Here is a 26401-nt window from a genome sequence, read left to right on the forward strand (position 1 = left end):
ACCTGGCAGGACCTACGGTTTGGTCACCGCTACAACACCGCCAAGGAGAGATCGCATGGCCCCTCCCCCACGTGTCGCCGTGATCGGCGCGGGAGCCGCCGGCCTGGCCGCGGTCAAGGCCCTGCTCGACGCCGGCTGTGAGGTGACCGGATACGAGAGGGGTGACCGGCCCGGCGGCCTGTGGGCCGGGGAAACCTATGCCTCCCTGCACCTGAACACCAGCAAAGGCCGTACCGAGTTCGCCGACTTCCCGATGCCGGCCGACTGGCCCGACTACCCGTCGGCCGGCCGTGTCGCCGAATATCTGGCCGGCTACGCCGAGAGGCTCACACCGCACCTGCGGTTCGGGAGCACGGTCACCCACGTCGAACGCGACAGGCACTGGGTGGTGACGACCGAACCAGGTCACCGGCAACGGTACGACGCCGTGATCGTCGCCAACGGCCACAACTGGGATCCCCGCCTCCCCGATCCCGGCTATCCCGGCACGTTCGGCGGCACCCAGATGCACGCGCACGACTACCGCTCCTCCGACGTCTTCCGGGACCGGCGGGTGCTGGTGGTCGGGATGGGCAACTCAGCCATGGACATCGCCGTCGACGCCTCCTACACGGCGCGAGGCCCGGTGCTGCTCTCCGCCCGCCACGGCGTTCACATCGTCCCGAAATACCTGTTCGGCCGCCCCGCCGACGCGACCGGCGCCGCCCTCGCCGCCTTGCCGTGGCGCCTTCGCCAGCGCGTCGCCGAGACGATGCTGCGGCTGGCAGTCGGCACACCGCAGAGCTACGGCCTGCCCGCTCCCGCCGGCGGCCTGTTCCAGAACCACCCGACGATCAGCGACACGATCCTGCACCGCCTCACCCACGGCGAGGTGGCCGCACGTCCCGGCATCGACCGCCTCGACGGGGACCGGGTCGTGTTCACCGGCGGGACCGCGGATCCAGTCGACGTGATCGTCTGGGCCACCGGCTATCGGGTGAGCATCCCGTTCCTGTCGCCCCGCTGGCTGGGGCCCGATCCGGAACGCCTGCCGCTCTACCAGCGGGTCTTCCACCTCGACGACCCCAGTCTGGCCTTCGTCGGGCTGATGCAGTCCACCGGAGCGGCTCTCCCGGTCGTCGAGGCGCAGGCGAAGCTTGCTGCCGCGTACCTCTCAGGCTCCTATGCCCTTCCGCCCTTGCACGACCAGCAGCGCGCCGTCGCGCGTGCCCTGCGCGCCGCCGTCGAACGCTGGGGTGAGAACGCGCGCCCGCACATGCGCATCGACTTCGACCAGTACGTTGCCGGCCTGCCCCGGGAGATCGCGGCCGGCCGGAGTCGCCTCGTCCGCGGCGCGAGCCCGTTCAGCCCCGAGGAGACCCTGGTATGAGCACCCGCCGAGACCCCCGCGGCATGCGTGTCCTCGTCACCGGCGCGTCCGGGACGTTCGGCCGGGCGGTCAGCGCCCGGCTGGACGCGCTCGGCGCCCGCGTCGTCGGCCTGGACCTGGCGCCCCGCCCGGACGATCCGGCCTTGGTCCTGGCCTGCGACATCACCGACGACGACGCGGTGCCGGTGGCGGTGGACGCGGCGATCGGCCGGCTGGGCGGGCTCGATCTGCTGATCAACAACGCCGGGATCGGTGGGCCGGCCCCGGCCGAGCTGCCGCCGGGCGCGGAGGTGCGCCGGCAGCTCGACCTCAACCTGCTCGGCACCTGGCGGGTCACGGCCGCCTGTGTGGACGCCCTCGTCGCCTCGCGCGGCCGGGTCGTCATGGTGTCCTCGCGGATGGCGGTCATGCAGTTGCCGCTGGCTGCCGCTTACGGAGCGTCGAAGCGGGCGCTGGTGGCGTACGCGGATGCCCTCCGCCTCGAGATCGGCACCCATGTCGGTGTCACCTGCGTGTACCCGTCCGCCGTACGCAGTCCCATCCACGACTCGACCGCCGCGGCCGGGCTCTCGCTGGAGGGCATGAGCCGATACGAACCGCTGGAGGGCGTCGTCCGTACCGTTGTCAATGCCTCTTTGAGCGCTCGCCCGCGCCGAGACCTGCCCACCACCCGCCGGGGTGCCGTTGAATTCTTCCTGGCCCGCCACCTGCCCGCGCTGACCGACCGGATCGTCGCCCGCACGCTGGCACGCCGGGTCCGTTCCGGCGCGTTCGAGGGCGCCGACCTGGCCGCCGGCGTCGTCGCACGCCACCGGCCCGCCGGATGAGAACCAGGAGAAAGGACCTTTTAGCGTACGCCTCCGGCTCGATCGGCATGGGCGTGTGGGTGACCGTCCCCGGCCTGCTGCTCCTCTACTTCCTCACCCACACCCTCGGCGTCTCGCCGTTCCTGGCCGGCCTGACCCTGCTGCTGCCCAAGATCGTCGATGTGGTCGTGCATCCCTTGCTGGGCAGCCGATCCGACCGGGACGCACGCCGCACCGGCCACCGGCGCGGCATGATGCGCGTCGGCCTGCTGCTCGCCGCGGTGATGGTCGCGATGTTCACGGTCCCGGCCGGTCTGTCCGGCGCACCCGCGGCGCTGTGGGTCGGCGGCTGGTTCATCGCCGGCAACCTGCTCTTCGCGTGCTTCCAGGTGCCGTACCTGACCACACCCTCGGACCTGCGCATCGACTACCACGAGCGCACCCGCGTCTTCATGTTCCGGATGCTCTTCCTGACCCTCGGCCTGCTCGGCGCCGGTGTGGCGGCACCGGCGCTCGTCGCCGCGGGCGAGCGGGAGAACTACGCCCGGATGGCCCTGCTGCTCTCCGGTGTCATGGTCATCTCCGGCGTGGTCGCCCTGACCGGGGTGCGGCGCCTCACCGCCCACGCCGGTTTCCGGACGCCCGGCGAGAACGCCCACTCCGTCCGCGGTGACCTCGCGATCGCCTGGCGGGATCGCGACTTCCGGGCGCTGGCGCTGTCCTACCTGTTCACCGGCACCACCACGCACCTGTTCCTCGCCGCGCTGCCGTTCTACACCGAGTACGTCTTCGGCGACTCCGGCCTCACCGCCGTGTTCATGGGTGCGTTCCTCGGTCCCGCGGTCTTCGCCGGCCCCGTCTGGACGAAGGTGTCACGGCGGATCGGCAAGCAGCGCGGCCTGCTGATCTCCCAGGCGGTCTTCCTGGCCGGCTCCCTCGCCCCGCTGCTCGGCTACGGCACCGTACCGGCCGTCGCCGTGGTCGTCGTCCTGGGCATCGCGTTCGCCGGCCTCCAGCTGTTCGCCTTCTCGATGGTCCCGGACGCCGTCGCGGCGGCCGAGACGCGCGGCACGGCCCGGGCCGGCGCCTACACCGGCGTCTGGACGGCCACCGAGGCATCCGGCACGGCCATCGGGCCTTACCTGTACGCGGCGGTGCTCGCCGCCGGCGGCTTCGTCTCGACCACGGAAGGTCGCACCGTGGTGCAAGCGGACTCCGCCCACACCGCTCTGCTCATCGGTTTCACTGTGGTTCCGGCCGTGCTGATGGCTGCGGCGCTCACGTTCCAGCTCCGGTGGACCCTTGACCGAAGCGGAATGCCGGTCGGGTGATGGCCTCCACCCCGCCTGAGGGCGGACTCGTGGGATCGCTCAGGCAGTCGCGTGGGTCACGGGCCGGCTGGCGGCGTCAGTAGCCGGCGCTCCCGGGGTACGGCGGCCGGCGCGCAGGCTGCCGGCCACGCACAGAACGGCACCGAAGGCGAGCCAGGCCAGCAGGACAGTGAGCCCGTGGGCGGCGCCGTGGCCGTCGAAATAGGCGGTGGAGCGCAGCAGCTGCCCCCCGGCGCCCGGCGGCAGCAGCTGGCCGAGCGCCCCGGACCAGCCGGGCAGCATCTGCGGTGCACTCCCGATGCCGGAGAGCGTGTTGCCGACCAGCATCATGACCGCCGCACCGATCCCGAATCCGGCGTAGCCGAGTAGCGACTCCAGTCCGAGCAGGGTCAGCGAGATCGCGGCAGTACTGAGGGCGATGGCACCGGCATTGGCGAGATAGGACCCGTCGAGCGAGCCGAACCAGAATTGAAGGATCGCGGTCATCGCCAGGCCACCGGTGACGGCGAAGGCGACCGCGCCCGTGACGCGACGGCTCGCGCCCTTCAGCAGGTTGGTCAGCAGGACGGCGGCAAGCATGCCGCCCATGACCATCGGCAGGCCCGCCGCGGCCAGCCCGGCGCCGCGAGGGTCGTCCGCGGGCAGGGCGACGATGTCGCGGACGGCGACCTTCGTGGCGGTGCCCGACGACTGAGCCTCACCGAGGGCGGTCGCCACACCTTGCAGCGTCTGTGCGATCGAGGCGCTGCCGGCGGAGGCGGTGATCACCTGAGGGGTGCCGCTGCTGAAGTCGATTGCTCCGTACACCTCGCGGTCACGGATCAGTTCCTCGGCCGCGGAGGTGTCGGCGACACGGGTGATGTCGAAACCACCCGGCATCCGCTGATCGAGGACGGCGACGACCTGATCGGCCGCGGCGGCGGGACCAGCGACGGCGATCGGCACATCGTGCAGGGAGGTCCGCACCGACGGCCAGGCGAACGCGATGAGCAGGATGCTGATGATCACCGTGAGCAGGGCGACCGCTGCGCCCACCTTGGCCCATGGTGACGGCGCCGTGGCACCCGCGTCCGGCGTGACAGTCGTAGTCATGACCCCTCCAAGAGAATGAGTGTTCGTTTTTAGTGTGCCCAGGCGCCGCCTCGTTGTCAAGAATGAACGTTCGCTTTAAGGTTGGCCCGTGCCCCGGGTATCAGAGAAGTACCTCGCCGGCCGGCGCGCGGAGATCGTGACCGCCGCCGCGCGGCTCTTCGCCACCAACGGTTTCCACGCCACCTCCATGGCCGACATCATCAGCGCGGCAGACCTGTCCGCCGGCGCCGTGTACCGGTATTTCCGCAGCAAGGAGGAGCTGATCGCCGCAGTGGCGGAGACGGCTCTGACCACCGCCGACGACATCTTCACGAACCTGCTCGCCAACGGCGCCACACCCTCGCCCGCGCAGGCCGTGACGATGCTGACCGAAGGCATCAACGCCCGGGTCGCTCTCGACCCGGCGAGTAACGCCGACCTGACCCGCATCGGGGTGCAGGTGTGGGCCGAGGCGCTGAGGAACCCCGAGCTCGCCACACGGGCCAACACCGTCTACCTACGGCTGCGGGGCCACTTCGCCGAGATCGCCCGCCGCTGGCAGGGGGCCGGAAACCTGCCCGCCGACGCCGACCCGGACCAGGTCGGTGCCGCCATGCTCAGCCTCGTCCAGGGCTTCATGTTGCAACGCCTGCTGATCAACGGGACCGGAATTGACGGCTACCTGGCCGGCGTGAACGCCCTTCTCGCCACGCCATCCGCCTCCCGGCCCTCATCCTCGGCGACCGCCCACCTCACGGACTCGCCCACCTCTTCGACGGAAGCGGTGTGACCATGGGCGGATGAATCAGCGCATCCTCGTCACCGGCGCCCGCCGCGGCATCGGCGCGGCCCTAGCGGCCGGGCTCGCCCGTCCCGGCGTCACCCTGCTGCTGCACCACTTCGACGCCGCCGAGCAGGCCGACAGCGTCGCCCGGCAGTGCCGTGACCTCGGCGCCCAGGCCGAAACCCTCGACGCCGACCTCGCCGACCCCGCCGCCGTCGCCGGTCTCGCCGAGCGTGCCGGCGACGTGGACGTGCTGATCAACAATGCGGCCCGCGCCTCGAACGTCCCGATCGAGGCGATGACCGTCGGCGAATGGCAGGCCACCTTCGCCGTCAACATCACCGCGCCGATGCTGCTCGCCCAGCAGCTCGGCACCGCGATGGCCGAGCGCGGCTGGGGCCGCATCATCAACGTCGTGTCACCGACGGTCGTCCTGGGCGGCCCGTCCGGTCCCGCCTACGTGGCGAGCAAGGCGGCGCTGATCGGCCTGACCCGCTCGCTGGCCCGCGCCCTGGGCCCCGGCGGCGTCACCGTCAACGCCCTGTCCCCCGGCGCGATCCGCACCGAGGGCGAGGACGAACTCGAGGAGAGCGACCGCGCGGCCGGCCGGGGCGGGAACGATCATCAGGCGCCGGTGGTGGCCCGGCAGGCGATCCCGCGCACTCTGGTCCCGGAGGATCTGGTGGCGACCGTACGCCTGCTGGCCTCGGACGGCTCGGCCGCGCTGACCGGTCAGGTCCTCGAGGTCGGCGCCGGCCTGGTCTTCCGCTGACCGCGCTTCATCGGGCGATCTTGGGTGTTTCAGCACCCTCCGGTGTGGTCAATCATCCAAGATCTCCCGGATGTTCGCGCAGCGCGCGAGACATGAGCACCAGCGGCACCGCCGCGAGCGCGATCCCCGCGCCGACCAGCAGACCCGCCTCCTCGCCGGCCGTCTCGGTCAGCAACCCAGCGCACGCGACCGCCGTCGCGTGTGCCGCCAGGGACGCCGCTGTCAGCGTCGTGTAGCCACCGGCCTCCGTACCGGCCGGGATGTGCGCTGCCACCAGTGCGAAACACGCCGCGGCCAGCGGCCCGAGCAGCAGCCCGCCGCAGAACATCGCCACACCGAGCACGGCGAGCCCCGGCGCCAGAGCACATCCGATCACCGCGGCCGCGAGGCCTCCGGCCATCACTGCCAGCCGGCGTCCCGGCTCCCCCGGCCCCAGCCGCGCACCGCCGGCCACGACACCGATCAGGCTGCCCGTGGAAAGCGCCGCGTAGAGCCAGGTCGCTGACGACGGCATGCCGAAAGAAGCGGCGAGCGTCACGGCCGAGAACTGGACGCAGCCACCCACCGCGCCGACCATCGCGGCCAGAACCGCCAGCACACGGACGCCCGGACTGGCGAGCGCCCCCGCCGGCCCGGCACCGGCGGGCGAACCCGGCCGCCACCCGCGAGAGGCCCCGCTCGACGCCAGCAGCAGCCCGCCGGCCGCGAACAACAATCCGCAACACAGCACCCCACCGGCCGGACCCGCCACCGCCATGGCCGGGATCAGCAGCAGCGGCCCGGCCAGCACCGCGGACTCGAAGATCACCGAGGTCCACGCGTGAGCCGCACCCCGGAGCCGTTCCGGAGCCAGCCTCGGCCACAGCGCCCGCACCGCACCGCCCACCTGCGGCTCGCACGCGCCGGCAACGAAGGCGAGCAGCACCGGCAGCCACGCCGGCCCCCACCCCCGCACGGCGAACACGACGACGCAGAGGGCCGGAAGTTGCACCATCACTGCCGTGTTCAGCACCAGCGTCTGGCCGAACCGGTCCATCAGCCTGCCCTGAGCGAGGATGCCGGCTCCCGTGCCGAGGGCGAGCGCGCCCGCCACCAATCCGGCGAGGTCGTAGCGACCGGTGGAGGCCTCGACCAGCAGGACCATCGCCAGGCTCAGCGCGCCGATCGGCACCGAGGCGAGTGCGACGCCGGCGAGGGGTCGCGCGGCACCGGGGAGCCGGAGCACCTCGGCGTAGGAGCGCATGACGGCAGCAGGGGACGCGAGGACGCGCATTTCGCCGGTGACCTTTCAACGCAGTTCACCGGCGCCCCATGCGGGGCCCGCGCACGGAGCGGCGAATGCGCCGCGCCGAGGGGCACCGCGAGTATATCGGCGGGCCACGACGGGCGACCAAACCGTGCCGGGCGCTCGCGAACCTGCCGCGCTGTCCTCACATTCCGCGGAGCTCGGCCGATCGTGTTCCCCGTTGAGCAAGTGGGAGAGGCTGGGCATGGAGAGTCGGCGAAGTCGTTTGCGGAAGGCAGCCGTGCACGCGGTCGAACCGCTGCTGGCGCTGCCGGTCGTGCTCGCCCTGCATCCGTTCGGGCTGGTCGGGCATGCTCCGTGGGCTCTGACCATGGCGCCTTTCGTGCTGTTCGCGATGATGGAGCAGCCGGCCGTACTGGCCCGGTTGCGCCGCGGCCGGCTGGGCCGGTGGCCGTCACTGGGTGCGGTGCTGCACCTGCTCGTGGTGGGCTGGATCGTCTACGTCCTCGGGTGGGGCCCGGTCCTCCCGCTGGCCTTCGCACTGGTCGCCACCCAGCACATCCGCATCAGCGGAGCCTGGATGTGGCGTCCGATGGCCGCCTGGACAGCGTTGTGCATGGTCATCGGTCAAGCCGGGATCGCCCTGGATCTGGTGTTCAGCTACCTGTCGCCGGTCGCGTCGCAGATCGCCGGCCTGCTCGGGCTGATGCTCACCGTCTTCTTCATCCGCGTGCTCGGCCACTCCGCCGAGGGCCGCGAACAGGCCGAGGCCGAGGCCCGCCGCAACGCGGCCCACTTCCAGGAGCTGGTGCAGGACTCGACGGATGTGGTCGCCGTTCTCGGCGCCGACGGACTGCCCACCTACCTGAGCCCGGCGATCGTCAACGTCACCGGATACCCGCCGGAGGTCTACCACAACTCCTATCGGGAACACATCCACGACGACGACTCCGCAGCGATCGAGCAGGCTCTGCGGAAGGTCGCCGGGCAGCCGGGTGAACAGGTCGAGGTGCAACTGCGGGTTCGTCACGCCGACGGCGGCTGGCGGTGGCTGGAGGCGACCATGCGGAACCTGACCAGCAACCCCGCGGTGGAGGGCATCGTGGTGACCTATCGAGACATCACCACCCGCCGCGCACTGCAGGAGCAACTCGCGTACGAGGCCCGCCACGATCACCTGACCGGCCTGATCAACCGGGCCGCCTTCCTAGGCGGCCTCTTCGACGCCCCGCTGCACCGCGACGGCGACCATGGCCCGGCGGTCCTCTTCATCGACCTGGACGGCTTCAAACAGATCAACGACACCTACGGGCACCGGTACGGCGACGCCCTGCTCGTGGCCGTCGCGGGCCTGCTTCGGCGGTGCGTTCCGAGCACCGCCCTGGTCGGCCGGCTCGGCGGCGACGAGTTCGCGGTACTGCTGTGCTCAGTCGCCTCAGCCGGTCAAGCCGTCGCGGTCGCCGACCGCATCCTCACCGAGATGAAGACGCCGGTCGTCGTCGACGACACCGAGTTGCAGGCCCGCGCGAGCATCGGCATCGCGGTGACCGGCCCCGGCCTCAACGATCCAGCCGAGCTGCTGCACCATGCCGATCTGGCCATGTACGGCGCCAAGACCTGCCGCGGCCGGCAGGTGCGGGTGTACGACGCGGAACGGGCTACCGGCACCACCGTGGTGGCCCGAGGCAGAGAGGTCACAGCGTGGTCTGAAAAAGGCGCACATCAATGAACCGGCGATGTTACTGACTCGTAACCAATGCCGAGGAGGTGGCGCCGTGACCATGGCGGAACCGGAAACACACCCGAAGACGCATCGCGATCCTTCCCCGGCGCGCGGTGGGCGCCGCGGATGGATCGTCTGGACGGCAAGCGGGATCGCCCTCTGCGTGGCACTGAGCATGATGGCCTACACCCTGCCCCTGCCGATCCTCGACGGCTATCTGCGCGACCGGATCGTCGACCAGGTGAGCAGCCAGGTCTCCTGCCCAGGTGGGGCGGGAGTCCGCACCGAGGTGACCGTCGGCGGCGGGCCGCTGGTGCCGCAGGCGGTGCGGCAGCGACTGTCCGAGATCCGGCTCAGCGTGCCCGACGCGACCCTGAACGGGGTGCCGCACGCCAGCTTCACCGCCACGATGCGCGACGTCACCCAGCCATCCGGCGGCACCCACGTCGCCAGCATGGACGCCGCCATCACGGTCGGCTTCGATCACCTGCCCACGCCGGAGGGCGCGCCGCAACGTACCTATCAACGGGCCGACGACGGTGGCCTCTCCGTCGGCCTGGTCATACCGCCTTCATCGTCCGGCGGCGTCCGGGCCAAGCTGTTCATGACGATGCGGCTGCGCGGGGACACCGCCCAGTCGGTGCCCGAGCGCCTGGAGATCTTCGGCCGGTCCATCCCGGCCGATCAGGTGCGCGATCTGGCCGGCGGGGTGCGCAACCAGCAGCTTCCGCCGCTGCCGGACGGCGTCGCGTACCGATCGATCGTCCCCCGCGACGACGGCGTGCACATCGAGATCGGCGGCGTCTCCACCACGGCCCTGAACACCCTGCCCACCCAGGTCGGTGACCGCACCGTGTCCTACTCGGTGTCGAACGGCCTGCTCGGCATCAACACCAGCGCGATCGGGCTGCCGCTCACCATCCTCACCGAACCGGTGCTCGGCGGCGGCACGCTGACCCTGGTGCCACGCCGGGTGCGCCTGCTCGGCGCCGACCACGAACCCGACGCCGCGATCGCAAAGCTGGTGCTCGGCCAGATCGACCAGGAAGCCCTGAAGCGTGAACTGCCGGTCCTGCCCGACGGGGTGTCCTACCGGTCGGCGAGCGTCGATGTGCGGGGCATCAAGGTGGTCATCGGCGGAGTGACGACGCGGCCGTTCTCCGTGCTGAAACAGCCGGCCGGCGCCCCGACGGTGTTCGGCGCCGAGAGAGGCCTGCTGACCGCCACCACGACGCGCACACCCGAGGACGGCACCCCGGTCGTGCTGTACGGCCGGCCCGTGATCAAGGGCAGCACCCTGGACATCTCACCGGACCAGATCGAGATGTTCGGCGTCCGGTTCCCGGCCGTGAACGTCCTCGCGGAGGTCGCTCCGCAGGAGATGACGAGCGCGCTGCAGAAACTCCCGCCCGGTCTGACGTACGCGGGCGTCGAGGTGCTGCCGGACGGCCTGCGGATCCGCCTCACCGGCCAGGACGTCACGCTGCAACGGGGATCGCTCACCGGGAACGTTTGTTAACGAGCGGTCAACATATCGACAGTCATCTCGGTACAGTGGGCGGGCACGCTGGTCCGCACATCACGTCACGGGAGGAGCCACCATGAAGGAAACGACGACCGAGCTCGCGGAGATGACACCGGCCGAGCTGCAGGAACTGCTGGAGGACGAGCTGGGCCTGGCTGTCGGGGACACCGGCTGCGCCGCCTGGGCCGCCCCCATCCGTCAGGACTGACACCTTCACGTCAGGACTGAAACCTTACGACCGGCCGCGGCCGGTTCTCGCCGAAGGGCCGACGATGATCCGCGAGAAGGCTCCGAAGCAGAACGGCCGCGGCGCCCATCGGGAGGTGGGTGCCGAGCAAACCCTTGATCGGGTACGCCCACACCTGCGCCGCATCGGCATCACCCGGATAGCCGACATCACCTGGCTGGACCGCATCGGCATTCCGGTGCACAACGCGATCGTCCCGCGATCCAACGACGTCCTCTCGGTCTACACCGGCAAGGGCGTGACCCCCGCCGACTCGATGGCCTCCGCCGTCATGGAGGCCGTCGAACGCTACGCCGGCTGGCTGCCGATGCGCCCCGCCACCGTTGCCGCCTACAACGACCTGGACGTCCCGGCGATCCGCCCCGCCGACGTGAACATCGAGCTGCTCCCCCAGTACGCCGACCACCTGCCCATCCATTGGGTCACCGGGCACGACCTGATCAGCGGGGAGACCGTGCTGGTGCCGCAGAACGCCGTCACCTACGGCGGCGACACGGGCGCCCCGCCCTGCTTCCGGATCAGCGGCACCAACGGCCTGGCCTCCGGCAACACCGTCGAGGAGGCGATCTGCCACGCATTGTGCGAGGTGATCGAGCGGGACGCGCTGACCCTGTCCGAGATCGTCAGCGGCCGCCTCAGCCACATCCTCGCCGAGGGCCTGACCGGTTCCCGCGCGCCGGCCGAGCAGGTCGCCCGCCTGCGCCAGCTGCACCCGCACATCGACCCGGCCACCGCACCGCCGAGCGTGCAACGGCTGCTCGCCCGGTTCGCCCGCGCGGGCGTGCACGTCCGGCTCGTGTCCATCATGTCCGACCTGGGCATCCCGAGCATTCTGGCGGCGTCCGCCGAGGACAACGGACCGGCTACCTCGCAGGGCTACGGCGGTTATGGCACCCACCCGGACATCGAGGTCGCGATGCTGCGCGCGGTCACCGAGTGCGCGCAGTCGCGGGCGGTCGACATCCAGGCGATGCGTGAGGACATCAACCTGCCCGACGCCGACGTGCCCAAGCATCGCCATCACACCAAACGGGCCTCGGCGGTCGACGCCAACAGCTGGGCGTGGCGCCCGGCCCAACGGCAGGTGACTCTCGCCGAGCTGCCGTCGTATCCCGCCGACGACGTCGTCACCGACATCCGGCTGATGCTCGACCGGCTGCGCGCCGGCGGCCTGGAACGGGTGGTCGCCGTGGATGTGTCACCGCCCGACCTGCCGGTCTCCGTGGTCCGGGTGATCGTGCCGGGGTTGGAGTCGTGGGGCGTCGACCACTCCAAGTTGGGCCGCCGCGCGGCGGCCGCCTGGAACAGCGCTGTCCGCGAGCTGGTGGCGGCATGAGCCGGCCAGCTGTCTTCGCCGGGCCCAGCCTCTACGGCACTGACTCTCTGCAACGTGCGGACGTCGAGTTCCTGCCTCCGGTCCGCCGCGGCGACCTGGACCGCCTGCTGGCCCGGCCCGCGCCGCCGCGGGTGATCGGCATCGTCGACGGCGCGTTCTTCCAGAGCCTGAGCGTCTCGCCCAAGGAGGTGCTGCGCGCCGTCGACGCGGGTGTCACCGTCTACGGCTCGTCCAGCATGGGCGCGCTGCGGGCCGTCGAGTGCGCGCCCTACGGCATGTGCGGTGTCGGCCTGATCTACCAGGAGTACCAGTCCGGCCGCATCATGGCCGACGACGAGGTGGCCATGACGTACGACGAGGAAACCGGCCGCCCACTGTCCGAACCGCTGGTGAACATGCGCTTCGCCGTCGCCACCGCGGTGGCCGCGGGTGTGGCCGGCGAGGAGCTTGCCGACCGGTTCCTCACGCTGGCCAAGCAGCGCTACTTCCCCGAGCGGACCGTCGCCCTGGTCCTGCGCGACCTGGCCGAGGACACCGCGCCCCTGCGGCGATTCCTTGCCGAGTCAGCGCCCGACACCAAGCGCGACGATGCCCTGCTCCTGCTGGACATGGTCACCTCGGGCCGGCCGCCCCAGGTCCCGGCCGCAACGCTGAACTGGCCACCACCGGCCTGGTGACCGTCACCGAGCGGGCGCCATGTCAGCCGGTGCCCGGCGAATCAGCAGCGACAGCAGCCCGGCCACCATCGTCGCGCCGGCGGCCAGGACGAACGCGGCGAGCGCCCCCTCCCCGGACAGGTGGATCAGCTGGCCGGCGAACCCCGAGCCCAGCCCGTAGCCGGCCCACGTGGCAGCGCCCATCCACGCGTACGCCTCGGTCCGGTAATTGACCGACGCCGCCTCACCGAGCAGCAGCTGGTACATCGTGTCGCGCGGCCCGCCCAGCAGCCCCGCACCGAGCAGTGCCAGTCCCGCGACCAGCAGGATCGGCGCGACACCCGCGGCCGCCAGCAGCGCCGCCGACCCGAGATTGAGCACCGCCAGCTGCACCCGCGCGGACCCGCCCCGCGCCCGGCTGCCGTAGACCAGCGCGCTCACCACCGCCCCCAGCGAGATCGCACCGACCAGGATGCCCGCGGCGTCCCGCCGTCCCGCCGCCGCGGCGGCAACCGGCGCACCCACGACGATCGCCCCGAACGCCACCGCCTCCCCGGTGATGATCGTCAGCAGCACCCGCACCTGCCCGCTGGTCAGCGGACCCAGATAGTCGCGGCGCCCCACCGCCCGGGCGGCTCGCCGCCGCCGGAATGCCGGCACCCCGAGCAGCACCAGAATGCCCGCCGTCATCGTCGCCGCGACCAGCCCGAGCACCACGATCGGCTCGGTCAGCACCAGCAGCGCCGACACCACCACCGGCCCGAGCACGTAGAGGGCCTCGTTGAGCACCCCGTCCAGCGCGAACGCGGTGTGCAGCCGCTCCTCCGGCACGAATGACGGCCACGTCGCCCGCACCACCGGCCCGGCGGGCGGCGCGGTGACACCGAGGGCCACGGTGGCGGCGATCAGCGCCCCGGCCGGAAGATCAAGGGCAAGGGCGGTCATCAGTACGCCGTACGCGATCACATGTCCGGTCAGGCAGCCCAGCAGCACCCGGGAGGGCGCGTAGCGGTCGACCAGCCGGGCGGTGACCGGCACACACAGCGCAAGCGCCGCAGCGTAACCGGTCAGGGCGAGACCCGCGGTCGCGTACGAGCCGGTGGCGTCGGCAACCGCGAGCAGCACGGTGAGGGTGAGCATCGGCGGGGCAATGCGGGTGAGGACCGCGGCGAGCAGCAGCGCGGGTACGCCCGGAACGGCGAGCAGATCCCGGTAAGCACGCAATTCCGGACCCCCATGACCTACAACGACAACCGTCGATGCTAGTCGTTCCGGCACGGCCTCCACGCCTCGACCGGCCGCCGCGATGCCCGAACGGCCGATATGTCGGGCGGGCGCCCGGGTGAGAGCCTCGAAATGCATTTACTGATTTGAATGCGAAGCGGGGGCTCTCGTGCGAACCAGGATGCTGGGCGGAATCTTGACCGTGGCGCTGGGCGCCGGGACGGGCGCCGTTGCGCTTCCCGCCGGGATGGCGCAAGCGGCGTGGGCGGCGCCGGCGGTCAGCCTCGTCGGAGCGCGGACGTCGTTCTCCGCGGGCGGCTCCACCGGCACGGTCAGCGCGATCATGCCGGCCGGTGCCCGAACCGGCGACACGGTGATCGTGTCGGTGACCGCGGAACGCACCCTGAAGCCGACTCTGAGCGGCGTGTCCGGCCTGACCACCGTGCAGAGCGTCACCGACGACACCGCGGTCACCGCGGTGACGGCATACAAGACCCTCACCGCCGCCGACACCACCGCCACCGTGGTAGCCACCGTCACGACGATCCGGCGGATGTCGCTGGTGGTGGTCGTCTACCGCAACGTCGGCTCGGTGGTCACCGCGATCGGCGGCCCCACGGTGCAGGCCTCCGGCGCCACCGCGGTCACCGCGCCGCCGGTCACCCCGAACCGGAACAACGCCGTGCTGGTGTCGGTCACCAACTACCTGGTCCACTCCACTCCGTGGACCACCACGACCACCCCCGCGGGCGGCTGGACCGAGCGCGCCGACGTGATCAGCACCCACCCGAGCGCCTGGAACGCCGCGACCTGGCTGACCGAGCGCCGGTTGACCGGCGGCGCGGGCACCGCGCAGACGGGCGGCGCCGGCACCACCAGCTACACCGGCGGCGGGCGCTACTTCGCCAGCACGCTGGCACTCGGGCCGCGCACCGAGGCGGAGTACCGGTCCACGCTGGTCGCCGGCGTCGACCGGCCGACCGCTGACCACACCGGCGTGCTGCCGGACGTGCCGCTGGCCTGGCACGACAACGACCTGAAGATCAACGCTCCCGGCCTGTACCAGAACCTCGAGGTGGAGGGCCGGGTCCAGATCCGCGCCTCCGGTGTGACCCTGCGCAACGTCCGGGTGCACGGCGCCCACGACGTCCCCAACCCGCAGAGCTCCCTGATCGACGTCCTCGGCGACTACAGCAACGTGGTCGTCGAGCACGTCACCGTACGCCCCGACGTGCCGCACAGCGGATGGAACTCCGGCGTCACCGGCCACGACATCACCCTGCGCTTCGCCGACATCTCCGGCACGATCGACGGCGTCAACGTGTTCAACTTCGACGCCCAGAAGCGCCCGCTGCCCACCGGCACGGTCCTCGAGCACAACTACATCCACGACCTGGTGTGGTGGACCGCCGCCGTCCCCGGCGTCGTGCACCCCAGCGACCTGTTCTCCCACAACGACACGCTGCAGTTCCAGGGCGGCTACGGCACCGTGGTGCGCGGCAACGCCCTGCACGGCGGCCCGTACGCCAAACAGACCGGGCACTGGCGGGTGACCAACCCGAACACCGAGCCGTACGCCCTGGTGCCGCTGCACAGCCTCCCGGACGGCGGCCCCCACCTGCCACTGCCCGACCGGGGCACCGGCACCGAAGCGAACGGCCGCTACAACCAGGGCTCGCAGAACACCGTCATGATCAGCAGCAACAAGGACAAGATCCCCAACTACGGCTTCACCTTCACCGACAACTGGCTCTTCGGCGGCAACCAGTCGGTCAACGGCGCCGGCAACGCGTACGAGACGGGCCTGCACCTTGGCAGCTTCCTGCGCAACCGGTTCGACCGCACCCAGGGTGACCAGGGCAGCGGCGGCGACAACACGTGGACGCTCAGCTTCGGCGCGGCCTGGTCCGGCCACGTCACCACCGGCGCCGGCACCCCGAACCAGAACACCTACCTGGACAACGGCAACCCGGTCCGGGTCCGCTACTGAACCGGGCGTCCGGGTTCAGCCGCATTGAGGTGCGGTGCCGCTTCCGTTGTTGCGGAATGTTGTGGTGCCCAGGACCGCAGTGATGTTCCGCGGACACCAACGTTCCGCACTGATCTCCACCGGAGCGACCCGGACGAGAAGAGCAGCCGCATCGTCCCCGACGGGAGTGACCGGTGGGACAGAACCCACCACCATCAGCCCACGCCGGATCGGCGACATCGCCGCCGCCGCGCTGCACCTGACCCATTTCGAGTACAAACACCTGCCCGAATGAGCAATTTTCAACCTGACATCGGGCCTGAAGCCGCCGGGCCGTTGTCCGGCGCCGGCAGCCGAGGCCCTCGCCACGTTGAAAAAGGCTCAATGTTGCTGAGATCGCTTCAATGGAGCCGCCAAGCGCTATCGATAGTCAGCCAATTCAACCCTCACCACCGCTATGGACCACGTCACGAGATCCGCCGGAAGCCGATTCCCCAGCAAGTCGATCGACAATTCGCCGATTGAGGACTTGTGGTAGTGCATCAACTCCCCCCCAGTCTGGGGCGTCAAATCCCACACCTCAGCTATCCACCCATCAGATTCCCTGTCACTTAGCACAGTGATCTCAATAAGGGCATCGCCGTACTGGTGAACCGTCATGATCTAACTCTCCCTGAAGGAGTGGAGTACCCAGTCACCGACACCACCGGATTGCCGGAACTGCACGCCCCTGTCAGGCAGGAGAAATTCCTTCACATTGTCGCCGGCCCTATTGACGTAGCTTTGGGTTGCCGTTTTCGGATGCGTGAGAATGTCTTCCAGCGTGTCTTGCCCGACGCCGTTCCAGCCTTTCGGGTTTCGCGTTCCGGCAGGAACGGCCCACTGGCCATTATTCGTCGCCCGATTCCCATGCTTTTGCTGCTCGAATCCTGCACGAGTAAAGCCATTCTTGTCAGGCGCCTTACCTGCTGCTGCAAGGTCGTCGAGCGACGACCCGCAGTTGTGCACGAGCACCGGCGTGCTGTCGGCGAGCACATAGTACGTGTGGATGTCGGCGACCGTGAGGTTGTAGGCGATCAGGTCCTCGCTGTACGGCGACAGCGCGGTGACACCCACCGTCCCACCGGCCGGCGTCCGCAGCCGATCACCGATCCGCAGATCCTCGGCCCCGCGATAGGTCCCGCTGGTCGCCTCGTAGAAGGGGTGCCGATCAGTCGCCTCGACAGTCGCCCCGCCCTGCACGGTCACCGCGACCATCGCGTGCGGCCCACCGTGCCGGATCAGGTCAGTAACCGGTCTCGCGGCGGTCCGGCCCGTCCTCGCATCCGTCGCGACGACTCGATCACCCACCCGTACCGCCTTGATGGGTTTCTTCGTGCCGTCGGCCATCAGCACCGGAGTATTGCCGGTGAAGCTGTTGTCCGGGCACTTGCCCGGCCGGAACATGCTCTTGACCCGGCCGAGCATCGCCTGGGCCCGGCCGAGTTTCTTCTCGGCCTGGAACATGCCCTTCATGCCGTCGTACAGATCGCCGCCGAGTTTCCACAACAGCTTGGCGAGGGCTTTGCCCTTGCCCCACCGCACGGCGTATTTGGCGACCATTTTCGCCGCCATGCCGCCGATCGCGGACATCAGCAAGTTGACAGCGGTCTCCGCGCAGGCGCCGAACTCGCCCTTGGTGATGCAGTCCAGGCCGGCGCTGATGCCGAGTTCGTCCATCAGGACCTTGCCGAGCTTCTTGGCGGTCTCCACGAGCCGCGCCTTGATCTCGACGCTCTTCTGCCGGGCCGCGTTGAGGTTGCGCTGGGCGGTCTCCACGGCGGCCTTCTGCGCGGTGGCCGGCTCGTTGTTGTCGTAGCAGGTGCCGCTGCAGGCCTTCTCGGTGCCGGCCCGCATGCCGTCGTCGTGTTTGGTGCAGGCCGGGGTGCGGCACCAGGAGCCGGGCTCCAGCCCGGACGGGTCGCTCAGGGTGATCGGGTTGTTCTGGCTGTAGACGTACGGGTTGAACGTTGCCGGTGCTTCGGCGCGCATGACCGGGTCGACGGAGAGGAAGCGGCCCGTCGACGTGTCGTATTCGCGGGCGCCGAGATGTGTGGTGGCGGTGGCGGCGTCCTTCACACCGTCGACGTAGCCGCGCTCCCCGGGCCAGATGACCGGGGTGAAGCCGGTGCGCTCGGCGCCGAACGGGTAGTAGCGGCGGCGTTTGACGTCGGTGGCGGTGGCGAAGTCGGCGGAGAAAATGGGCGACTCGTGGTTGTCGCCGAGGACGGCGCGCAGACCGCCGCCGGATTGGCGCATCGCCACGGTACGCCCGTCGAACTCGTAGTACCGGGTGGCGCTGACGGCCCCGGTGCTCGTCGTGAGCTGCACCTCGGTGTTGTCCAGGTACAGCGTCTTCACGCCGCCCTCGGTGCGGATCAGCCGTTCACCGTCGGCGTCGTAGACGTACGCGCTGTTCGTGCCGTTGGTGGCCGCCGCCGAGACCCGGCCCTCCTCGTCCCAGGTGAAACTCTGGCCGGGCGCCTTGGTCATGGTGTTGCCGGACTTGTCGTAGGTGTACGCGGTGGTGGTCGCGGCGCCACCGGCCGGTGTGCTGACCAGGCTGGTGAGGGTGTGCGGCTGACCCTTCCCGGTCGAGCTGACAGCGGGATAGGTGTAGGCCCGGGTCGTGTCACCCCACGACGAGTAGACAGTCTCGGTCTTCCGGTTCCCGGCCGTGTCGTAGGTGTAGCCGTGCCAGTAAGGTGCCGGGCCGGCCAGCGCCGACCGGTTCGGTGCCGTGCTGCACGCGACGTTGGTGGCCGGGGTCCACGCCGCGGTCAGCTGCGCGGCGGCGTCGTACGTGTAGCACTGCTTCTCCGCGGTGGTGCCGCTCGCCGAAGGGCTGTCGGTGGCGGAGGTGACGTTGCCGCCCTTGTCGTAGGCGTAGCTGAGGCTGACGTCGTATCCGGTGGCGTTCTCCCGCTGGGCAGTCTGGCCGAGCAGCCGGCGGGTGCCCTCCTCGTAGGCGTACCCGAAGGAGATCCTCTTGCCGTCGCGCCCGAGCCCGTAGATCAGTCCTTCGCCGTAGGAGGACCGGAGCACTCCCCCGACGATGGACTCGGTGGCTGTCGAGGCGAGGGAGGACGGATTGCCGACCAGTGCGTCGTACCCGAAACGCAGTTGTTCGGTGCCGAGGCCCGCCTGCGGAACCGGCGGCAGGTCGGTGGTGGCCACCGACCCGTTCCCGGTGTAGCTGTTCTTCGTCTGGTAGGTGCCCTGGAGTGCCCCCTCGGCGGCCGGGATGACGATCTCGCCGCTCTTCGGCCGGTACGCCTCGTCGTACTCGGTGATCCGCTGGACGTACTGCTGCCCGTTGACGTAGCGGGTGGAGGAGACCGGTTTTCCCTTGGCACCGGCGATCGAGTCGTAGGTGCGCGAGGTCAGCTGGGTCCCGCTCGCGTTCGTCCTGCGGGTCTCGGTCACCCGGCCGAGCAGGTCGTATCCGGTCCAGATGGTCTGCCCGCGGGCGTCGGTGCTGGTGACGACCTGGTCGTTCTCGTTGTAGGTCATCGTGGCGACGCCCTTGTCCGGGTCGTCGGTCCTGATCAGCCGGCCGCGCTTGTCGTAGGCGTAGTCCCAGCTCGCCCCGGATCCGGCGGTGAGCTTGGTGAGCCGGCTGAGGGCGTCGTAGGTGTACTTCGTCTCGTCGGTGGCCCCGGCCGGGCTGTTGCCGGCGTAACGCCACAGCGCGGTGGTGCGGCCCCGCGCGTCGAACCACGTGGTGGTGGGCTGCTGTCCGTCCGGCGGGTCGACGGTGACATAGCTGCCGCCGTAGCTGGTGCTGGTCCGGTACTTCTCCGCGCCGGCCGACATGAACACGTCGAGCGTCGGGCGTTCGGCCTGGTCGTAGGTGATCTGGTGCCAGGCGGACTTCTGCACGTCGGTGAGCGCGACGAGGGTCCCCGCCGGTGCGCCGTCGGCGTAGTACGGGCCGCCGGTACGCACGGCCAGGCCGCGGGAGTCGTATTCGGTGTCGCTGACGATCCGGCCGCCGGCGGCGGTGGCCTCGGGGGACTGGGCCTGCCTCGGCCGGAGCATGCCGTCGAAGATCTCGTACTCGGTCCGGTAGGTGGGCGGTTCCACCTCCGCCGCGACGATCTCCTGGGACCACACGTAGGACGGCTTGCTCTTGGTGACGGAGTAGCCGAACCTCATGCTCGGTGTGTTCGGGTAGGCCGTCTTGGCGCGCGAGGGTGTCCACATCGCGGTGAGCCGGCCCAGCCCGTCGTAGGCGAGCGAGGTGGCCCGGTTGTTGATGTCGAGTTCGCGGACCGGCACGCCCCAGGCCGGGTTCACCTCGCTGGTGGCCTTGTTGCTCAGCGGGTCGGTGGTGGTCACGGTCACGGTCCCGCCGGGATGGGTCTGCCCGGTCACGGCGAGCTGGGTGTACGCCGTCTGTGTGGTGCGGTCCATCGCGTCGGTCGAGGACTTGACCCGGCCGTACGCGTCGTAGGTGGCCTTGGACCGTACGCCGAAACCGGCCTCCCCCAGCTGCTGGACCTCGGTGACCAGGCCTTTGACCGGCGTGTCGCCGTAGGCGCCGCCGTCGAGGAGGCTGCGCGAGTGGGCGACCGGCGTGGCACTCGCCGCGCTGCCGCACGCGGTCCCGAACTGCTTCTCCTCGCTCGCGGTCGCGGTGATCCAGGCGGTGGTGTTGCGGACGTAGGCGTACTGGCTGCACATGTCGTCGGCGGTCGTGCTCGTGTCGCCCTGGTCGTCGATCCGGCTGGTGGTGCCGTAGACCGGGTCGGTGGTCACGGTGACCCGCGTGTGCCGCTCGCCCGCGCCGAACACGGTCGTGTACTCGTCGGTCACACCCGCGCCCATCAGCGTGGCGGTCTTGGTGCCGGAGGTGGCGGTGGGCGCGCTGATCCACGGCTTGTTGATCGTGGTGGAGACCCGGTCGGCACCGTTGAAGACCTCGGTCTCCAGGGCCGTGCCGTTGGCCCGGTCGGCGTCGAGGGTCTCCGTGTTCGTGGAGTCCTTCACCTTGACCGCCGGCACGGTGGAGCCGTTGGCGGCCCGGTTGCCGTCCATGCCGCGCAGATAGGTGGTGCGGGTCAGGGTCTTGGGCGTGCTGGAGTCGCCGCGGCGGACCTCGACCTTGCCGTAACCGCGCCAGTCCGACCAGGTGCGGTGCCGGGGCGGTGTCATCTCGTTGTCGTCGTAACGCCAGGCGGCGTCGCCGAGATAGGCGATCGAGGTGACCGTGTCGACGGCGCCGCCGACCTGGTCCTTCTCGTTGACCTGGGTGACGACGTACTTGTAGAACCAGGTCAGGGTGGGGTTGGCCGCGCCGACCGGTGTCCAGTACGAGGGGTAGCAGCGGGTGGTGTTGGTGGCCGGGGACGACGGCAGGGTGCTGCTGCTGCACAGGCGCCCGGCACCGACGGTGGTGTCGTAGGTGGGGGATATCTCGCCGCCGGTCTCGTTCTTGATCAGGGTGAGCCGGGGTTTCCACATCACCGGGCCGTCGATCAGGCCGGTGACCCGGTTGCGGAACGACTCGTAGGCGAAGGTCACCGCCGGCATCGCCGTGGTGGCGCCGTACCTGCCGGTGTGGGTGATGCCTTTGAGCTGGAGCCCGCCGGACGAGCCGTCGGCCGGGTCGTAGAAGTCCTGCGCGAAGTCCCACTGTTCGACCGGGGTGTGCTGGTTCGCCACGGTGAGGATGTTGGTGACCACCGAGGTCAGCCGCCGGCGGGAGAAGAAGGTGGGCGAGCCGTTGGTGCCGCAGGAGGTGGCCGAGGTACAGATCTGGTCGAACGGAACGTCCGGCCAGCGGGCCGCGTTGGCCGCGGTGAGCTTGGCGGGCGCGCAGTCGAAGACATCGGGTACCGGGGTGCAGCGCTCCGCCGTGGTGAACTGGACCAGGGCCGGCGCCTTCGCGGCCTCGGTGGTGGTGCGGGTGCCGTAGGAGATCTCCGCGAGGTGACCCCCGGCGGTGTAGGCGACCGGCTTGGCCTCGCCGGACATCGCCGCCTGCTGCTGGTAGCGGTTGGTCTCCCGGGTGTACTTGTAGGTCATCGTGTTGCCGTTCACGTCGATCACGTGGTCGACGTACCAGCGCCACGCCTGGTCGCAGAACGAGTCCTTGAACGCCGCCGCCCGGCAGGGCTCACCCGCCTGGTTGCCGGCCACCGGCACCGTCCAGGTGGCGTTCGAGTCGGACCGCTTGCCGAAGAAGTACTGGGTGCCGTCGGAGGTGGTCAGCTTCCAGTGCTCGCCGTCGTTGTCCGGGCTGCCGGCCGCACCGGTGACCCGCTCGATCCGTGACCCGTCGTCATTGACCAGCCGGTACTTGCCGGTCGCCGCGTCCCTGATGACCTCGCCGGAGTGGCCGGCCAGCGCCAGCTGCACGTCATCGGTCTTGTAACACAGGTCGCCGGTCTTGACGCTGTTGTTGCCGCCCGCCTGGTCCTCCTGGCAGGACACGTAGTTGCGCTCGATGTAGCCGGTCGTCAGGTCGAACCCTTCACCGAGCCAGGACGGCTGGGCGTTGGTGGAGGCGGTCCGGCCGTCCACCGAGCCGGAGTCGTAGGAGATGCTCAGCTGCGGTGCCGGTCCGTTGATCCCGGGCGGCACGCGCAGCGGGTATGACCAGGAGAACGACCCGGACTGTGAGCCGGCGCTCCAGGTCGACGACGGTGCCAGCGGGGTCGCCGTGTAGGAACCGGCGGATCCGGAGGCGCCGGCGACCATGGCCAGCACGGTGGGTGACTTCCGCAGCGTCACCGCGGCGTGGGCCACCCGGGCGCCGTCGGCCTGCGAGCCGGGCAGCACGGTGGATTGCCGGCAGGCGGCAACGCCGGGGGTGGTGAGCGCGCAGGCGGGCAGCGACACCAGGTGCAGGCGGGTGGCCCATCCGCCGCCGACGGCCGAGGCGAACGACGAGCCGTCCACCGCTACGCGCACTTCGTCCCGGTCGGTGCCCGCGCCGGCCCGATCCAGTTGCAGGAGCAGGCCGGTGAGACCCAGGCGGTCAGCTGACGCTTGCGGCAAAACCTTTGTGCGTACGCCTAAAAGCCCTTGATCTGCGTCGTGAGCCGCCGCCGGGCGTGTCAGCCGGACCGGCAGCGAGCCCGCCCCCTGTTCCTTGCCCGCCGGAAGGTTCACGGTGGCCTCGCCCGGCGCGGGCCAGGCCACCGGCCGGACGACGGTGGGCTGCACCTGCGGCTGCAGAGGGCCGCGCACCCGGCCGGCCACCGGGCGCACATCGAGGGGCGTCTCCTTCGGCGCCCGCGCCGGGCCGTTCGGCTTCGGGCCCGCCTGGGCCGGTTCCTGTACGGCGAGCAGCGTGCCTGTCATCACGACGGCGAGCCCGAAGGAGATCCGCCGCACTGTCGAGTTCCGCATCGGGGCTCCTCTGGCCTACGGGGTGACGACCGGCGGGTAACGCCACTGCTCGCGCTGGGTGGCGTCGAAGAGCCCGGCAGCGGTCACCGCCTCGTCGATCGCGCCGTGGAAGTAGCCGGCGACGCCCCAGTTCTTCGCCTCACCGGCGATCCGCACGTAGGACGTGGTCGCCCGGGACGGGTGGTAGGCGCCGCCGAAGGTGGCCGAGTCGTCGATCTCCGACGGGTCGGTCTCGGTGACGGTGTACAGGTGCAGCTCGATGTCGCCGCTCTCCAGGTTCTCCAGGGTCGCCGTGCCCTGAACCCAAACACCTGCCTCGACGATGCGGCGGCTCGGCACGGCGACAGCGACCGTCCCGTCCGGTTTGTAGAGGGTCGCGGTGAGCCTCGGCGCGACCGGACCGGCCGTACCGGTGGCGTCCTTCGGCCCGGCGATCGACTGGACGGCCAGGCTGAACGAGGCGTTGCCGGTGTCGGCGTCCTGCGCGATCAGTACCCGCTTACCGGTGACGGTGGTGGGCCGCGCCCAGATGCTGACGGTGAAGTTCTCCCCGTTGACCGGCCCGGCCTGACCGATCCCGAAGCCGGAGGCGTCAGTGCCGTTGAAGACCATCGCCGAGCCGCCGGCCATCGGATATCCCGGCGAGTTCCAGGAGACGCCGCCGTTGGTGAACAAGCCGTTGGCCGCGCTCTTCTGGTTCGCGCTGGTGGTGCCGGTGCCCTCGTCGAAACGCCACCAGTCCCGCGCCTGTCCCCCGGCCACCATGATCGGGTTCTCGCCGCCGCCCCACACCGCCGGTGAGCCGCGGTTGCCCGCCGCGTCGTACGCCCACACCCGCAGCAGGAACGGCCCGGCGGCCCGCAACCGGACAGTGGCCTTGCCGTCGAAGACCGGCACCGGCCCCTCGGTCGGGACGTCGTTGCCGATCGCCCACCGGTACTGGGTGACGTCGGTGCCGCCGCCGGTGAAGTGGAACCGCACGTCCTGACCGACCTGGAAGGTGCCGCCGTCGTACCAGATCAGCGGCGGCGCGGGCGCCGTGTTGTCGACGGTGAAGTTGCACCAGCTGGTCCACCCGCCGGTCAGCGGCGGTGTCTGATTGTCGATGGTCCGGGCGATCCAGGTCCACGAGCCGGTGGCCAGGTTCGGCATCTGCTGGCGGAACGTGCTGCCGGACGCGCCGGGGCCGACGGTCCACCGGTGGGTGTAGGACGAGGCGCCGCCCTTCCAGATCTGGAACTCCACCCTCAGCTGGTTGGCGGTGTTGTCCGGGTCGGTCGCCTTCACTTGCATGATCGGCATGTCCAGGGCGGGCACCGCACCGCCGCACTTCACCGGCGGCGAGGTCATCTGCGGCGCCGACGGCACGTTCGGAACGGTGTTGTAGACGACCTCGAGGGTGGCCTCCCTCTGGGTGAACCGCCGCCACCCGTTGCTGGTCGTCTCGTCGGCCGCCCGCATCATCAGCGTCGTGGTCGCCCAGTTCGACAGCACCGACTTGATGACCTGGTTCGTCACGTTGAAATCGATCATCGAGCCGCCCGGGCTGCATCCGGGCCGGCCGGCCGTCGCCAGGTTGCGCTCGGTGTAGGGCAGCCCGCTGGTGGACGGCTGGTTGTTCCAGGTGGTGTTGCTGCTGATGCCGTTGCTCAGCCACACCTGCATCCGGTTGGTGGTACAGGTGTAGGCCCACACCTGCTTCGCCCGGAACGTCGACGAGACGATGGTGCGCCCGGGAACCCGCAGACGGGAGGTGTCGTAGGCGAAGTACAGCCGTTTGAGGTGCGTGCCGTCGGCCGCGGTGCTGACGTAGCCCATGCCCTCGTCGGCGTTGTTGTCGCCTCTGCCCCAGTCGTAGCCCGGCGAGCTGGGGAAGGAACGGTTCACCATCGTCCAGTGCGGCCGGCCGGCGTTGAACTGGGGGTCGATGAAGACCGGGAACACGGTGGCCGGGTCGGTGAGAAGGGACCGGTCCGGGCGTACGGTGACCGCCGCCCTGTCGACCGCAACGCCCATCACCGCGGTCCGGTTGCCCTCGACCGGGCCGATCGCCGACGCGTGCCCGGCGCCCACCGCGGCCGCCGAGCCGGAGCGTGAGTCCCACATCGTCGGCGCCGCCCCGGACAGCAGGCGCAGCCCGGTTCGGTCCCGAACCTCGACGCCGCCTTCGCGGGTGCGGCCGGCGGCCAGGCCGGCACCGGACAGGCCGAACCGCAGCGCTGCCAGGGCCGGGTTCGCGGCGGCGGTCCGGCTCTTGACCACGACGACCTCGCTGAACCCGGCGGTGTTCGCGGTGATCACCAGGTCTACGCCGGGCAGCACCTCACGGTAGGTCGCGGCCGGGCCGGCCAGGTCCGGCGCCGGCAGCGTCATCGGCGCGCCCAGGCCGAGGTGGGCGTTGCCGTCACTGACCCGGGCGAGGGGTCCCCGGCCGCCTGGGGAGAACGCCATGTCGACCAGGGCGGCGCGTGGGCCGATTGTTCCGTCCGCGCGGCGTACCAGGGTGGCGTCTGCTGCGGTCCAGCCGGCGCCCTGACGGATCCGCACCGGTGAGGAGGCCATGACGACGGCGGTGGTGCCGTCGGGGTTGGCGTAGGTGGTGTCGTACTCGGTCCGCGATTTCTGCACCTCGGCCCGCTGCCCGGAGCGGCGTGCGGTGTCGTACGGGGTTTCGGCCCGTGGCGCGGGTGCGGCGGGCGGTGCGGCCGCGGCGGGTTCGGCGGCTGTTGGCACGCCGATCGACGCGATGATCATCAGCAAACTCAGGGCCGGCTTCATCGGCACGAGACACACTCCAGCTGAACGTCGTTGCGTATCGGCCGGGGGGAGCGCGACGTGGATGACCATCGATCTGGGTGAATCGGATGATGGTGCGCCACCACGACGCTTGTCAATGCCCAGATCCGGTAGCCGACGACGGCCCACTTCCACGCGTCCGTGCGTG

At 70.5% G+C, this 26401-nt stretch carries 16 protein-coding genes; 11 read left to right on the forward strand and 5 right to left on the reverse strand.

Annotated features, from left to right (window positions below):
* Positions 1–55 precede the first annotated feature (55 nt).
* The 3 genes from ACFQV6_RS22685 to ACFQV6_RS22695 are packed head-to-tail and all read left to right on the forward strand — an operon-like array spanning position 56 to position 3506.
* Positions 56–1369 carry a flavin-containing monooxygenase gene (locus tag ACFQV6_RS22685; protein ID WP_378029555.1) on the forward strand — a complete coding sequence of 438 codons (1314 nt, stop codon included), beginning with the start codon at positions 56–58 and terminating at the stop codon, positions 1367–1369.
* Positions 1366–2196 carry an SDR family NAD(P)-dependent oxidoreductase gene (locus ACFQV6_RS22690; RefSeq protein WP_378029556.1) on the forward strand — a complete coding sequence of 277 codons (831 nt, stop codon included), beginning with the start codon at positions 1366–1368 and terminating at the stop codon, positions 2194–2196. Before ACFQV6_RS22685 ends, ACFQV6_RS22690 begins: the two co-directional genes overlap by 4 nt.
* The gene (locus ACFQV6_RS22695; protein ID WP_378029557.1) at positions 2193–3506 is read left to right on the forward strand and encodes an MFS transporter; all 1314 of its coding nucleotides are present in this window, start codon (positions 2193–2195) and stop codon (positions 3504–3506) included. The genes ACFQV6_RS22690 and ACFQV6_RS22695 overlap by 4 nt, the downstream gene beginning before the upstream one ends.
* Before the next feature lie 39 nt (positions 3507–3545).
* Here ACFQV6_RS22695 and ACFQV6_RS22700 read toward each other — a convergent pair whose 3' ends face one another.
* Positions 3546–4598, reverse strand: a complete 1053-nt coding sequence (locus ACFQV6_RS22700) for a hypothetical protein (RefSeq protein WP_378029558.1) — start codon at positions 4596–4598, stop codon at positions 3546–3548.
* 88 nt (positions 4599–4686) lie between these two features.
* Between ACFQV6_RS22700 and ACFQV6_RS22705 the strand changes: the two genes are divergently transcribed.
* A complete protein-coding gene (locus tag ACFQV6_RS22705; protein ID WP_378029559.1) occupies positions 4687–5367 on the forward strand; it encodes a TetR/AcrR family transcriptional regulator in 681 nt (226 codons plus the stop codon).
* Positions 5368–5377: 10 nt separating this feature from the next.
* Positions 5378–6133, forward strand: coding sequence for an SDR family NAD(P)-dependent oxidoreductase (locus ACFQV6_RS22710; protein ID WP_378029560.1), 756 nt, complete (start codon positions 5378–5380; stop codon positions 6131–6133).
* A 52-nt stretch (positions 6134–6185) separates the two neighbouring features.
* Here the strand turns inward: ACFQV6_RS22710 and ACFQV6_RS22715 are convergent, their stop codons facing one another.
* A complete protein-coding gene (locus tag ACFQV6_RS22715) occupies positions 6186–7406 on the reverse strand; it encodes a hypothetical protein (RefSeq protein WP_378029561.1) in 1221 nt (406 codons plus the stop codon).
* A gap of 253 nt (positions 7407–7659) precedes the next feature.
* Here ACFQV6_RS22715 and ACFQV6_RS22720 point away from each other — a divergent pair, with 253 nt between their 5' ends.
* The 5 genes from ACFQV6_RS22720 to ACFQV6_RS22740 all read left to right on the forward strand — a co-directional run bounded on the left by ACFQV6_RS22720 (position 7660) and on the right by ACFQV6_RS22740 (position 12887).
* Complete coding sequence (locus ACFQV6_RS22720; protein ID WP_378029562.1) at positions 7660–9108, forward strand: diguanylate cyclase domain-containing protein; 1449 nt, start codon at positions 7660–7662, stop codon at positions 9106–9108.
* A 52-nt stretch (positions 9109–9160) separates the two neighbouring features.
* A complete protein-coding gene (locus tag ACFQV6_RS22725; protein WP_378029688.1) occupies positions 9161–10621 on the forward strand; it encodes a DUF2993 domain-containing protein in 1461 nt (486 codons plus the stop codon).
* A gap of 82 nt (positions 10622–10703) precedes the next feature.
* The gene (locus ACFQV6_RS22730; RefSeq protein ID WP_378029563.1) at positions 10704–10835 is read left to right on the forward strand and encodes a hypothetical protein; all 132 of its coding nucleotides are present in this window, start codon (positions 10704–10706) and stop codon (positions 10833–10835) included.
* A gap of 64 nt (positions 10836–10899) precedes the next feature.
* Positions 10900–12210: a YcaO-like family protein gene (locus ACFQV6_RS22735; RefSeq protein WP_378029564.1), complete on the forward strand. Its 1311-nt coding sequence runs from the start codon at positions 10900–10902 to the stop codon at positions 12208–12210.
* The gene (locus ACFQV6_RS22740) at positions 12207–12887 is read left to right on the forward strand and encodes a TfuA-like protein (RefSeq protein ID WP_378029565.1); all 681 of its coding nucleotides are present in this window, start codon (positions 12207–12209) and stop codon (positions 12885–12887) included. Before ACFQV6_RS22735 ends, ACFQV6_RS22740 begins: the two co-directional genes overlap by 4 nt.
* Before the next feature lie 3 nt (positions 12888–12890).
* Here the strand turns inward: ACFQV6_RS22740 and ACFQV6_RS22745 are convergent, their stop codons facing one another.
* On the reverse strand, positions 12891–14090 hold the full coding sequence (locus tag ACFQV6_RS22745; RefSeq protein WP_378029566.1) for an MFS transporter: 1200 nt from the start codon (positions 14088–14090) through the stop codon (positions 12891–12893).
* A 169-nt stretch (positions 14091–14259) separates the two neighbouring features.
* Here ACFQV6_RS22745 and ACFQV6_RS22750 point away from each other — a divergent pair, with 169 nt between their 5' ends.
* The gene (locus ACFQV6_RS22750; protein ID WP_378029567.1) at positions 14260–16080 is read left to right on the forward strand and encodes a hypothetical protein; all 1821 of its coding nucleotides are present in this window, start codon (positions 14260–14262) and stop codon (positions 16078–16080) included.
* A 642-nt stretch (positions 16081–16722) separates the two neighbouring features.
* Here ACFQV6_RS22750 and ACFQV6_RS22755 read toward each other — a convergent pair.
* Entirely contained in the window at positions 16723–23457 is a 6735-nt protein-coding gene (locus ACFQV6_RS22755) for a polymorphic toxin-type HINT domain-containing protein (RefSeq protein WP_378029568.1), read from the reverse strand.
* Between the two features lie 15 nt (positions 23458–23472).
* Positions 23473–26235 carry a DNRLRE domain-containing protein gene (locus tag ACFQV6_RS22760; protein WP_378029689.1) on the reverse strand — a complete coding sequence of 921 codons (2763 nt, stop codon included), beginning with the start codon at positions 26233–26235 and terminating at the stop codon, positions 23473–23475.
* Positions 26236–26401: the final 166 nt, after the last annotated feature.

Origin of the sequence: Actinoplanes sp. GCM10030250, from assembly GCF_042666575.1 — a bacterium.
In the GTDB taxonomy this organism is placed as follows: domain Bacteria; phylum Actinomycetota; class Actinomycetes; order Mycobacteriales; family Micromonosporaceae; genus Actinoplanes.

Coding starts and splice junctions, on each gene's coding strand:
- ACFQV6_RS22685 (WP_378029555.1), top strand. CDS start 56: ATGGCCCCTCCCCCACGTGTCGCCGTGATCGGCGCGGGAGCCGCCGGC.
- ACFQV6_RS22690 (WP_378029556.1), top strand. CDS start 1,366: ATGAGCACCCGCCGAGACCCCCGCGGCATGCGTGTCCTCGTCACCGGC.
- ACFQV6_RS22695 (WP_378029557.1), top strand. CDS start 2,193: ATGAGAACCAGGAGAAAGGACCTTTTAGCGTACGCCTCCGGCTCGATC.
- ACFQV6_RS22700 (WP_378029558.1), bottom strand. CDS start 4,598: ATGACTACGACTGTCACGCCGGACGCGGGTGCCACGGCGCCGTCACCA.
- ACFQV6_RS22710 (WP_378029560.1), top strand. CDS start 5,378: ATGAATCAGCGCATCCTCGTCACCGGCGCCCGCCGCGGCATCGGCGCG.
- ACFQV6_RS22715 (WP_378029561.1), bottom strand. CDS start 7,406: ATGCGCGTCCTCGCGTCCCCTGCTGCCGTCATGCGCTCCTACGCCGAG.
- ACFQV6_RS22725 (WP_378029688.1), top strand. CDS start 9,161: ATGGCGGAACCGGAAACACACCCGAAGACGCATCGCGATCCTTCCCCG.
- ACFQV6_RS22730 (WP_378029563.1), top strand. CDS start 10,704: ATGAAGGAAACGACGACCGAGCTCGCGGAGATGACACCGGCCGAGCTG.
- ACFQV6_RS22735 (WP_378029564.1), top strand. CDS start 10,900: ATGATCCGCGAGAAGGCTCCGAAGCAGAACGGCCGCGGCGCCCATCGG.
- ACFQV6_RS22740 (WP_378029565.1), top strand. CDS start 12,207: ATGAGCCGGCCAGCTGTCTTCGCCGGGCCCAGCCTCTACGGCACTGAC.
- ACFQV6_RS22755 (WP_378029568.1), bottom strand. CDS start 23,457: ATGCGGAACTCGACAGTGCGGCGGATCTCCTTCGGGCTCGCCGTCGTG.
- ACFQV6_RS22760 (WP_378029689.1), bottom strand. CDS start 26,235: ATGAAGCCGGCCCTGAGTTTGCTGATGATCATCGCGTCGATCGGCGTG.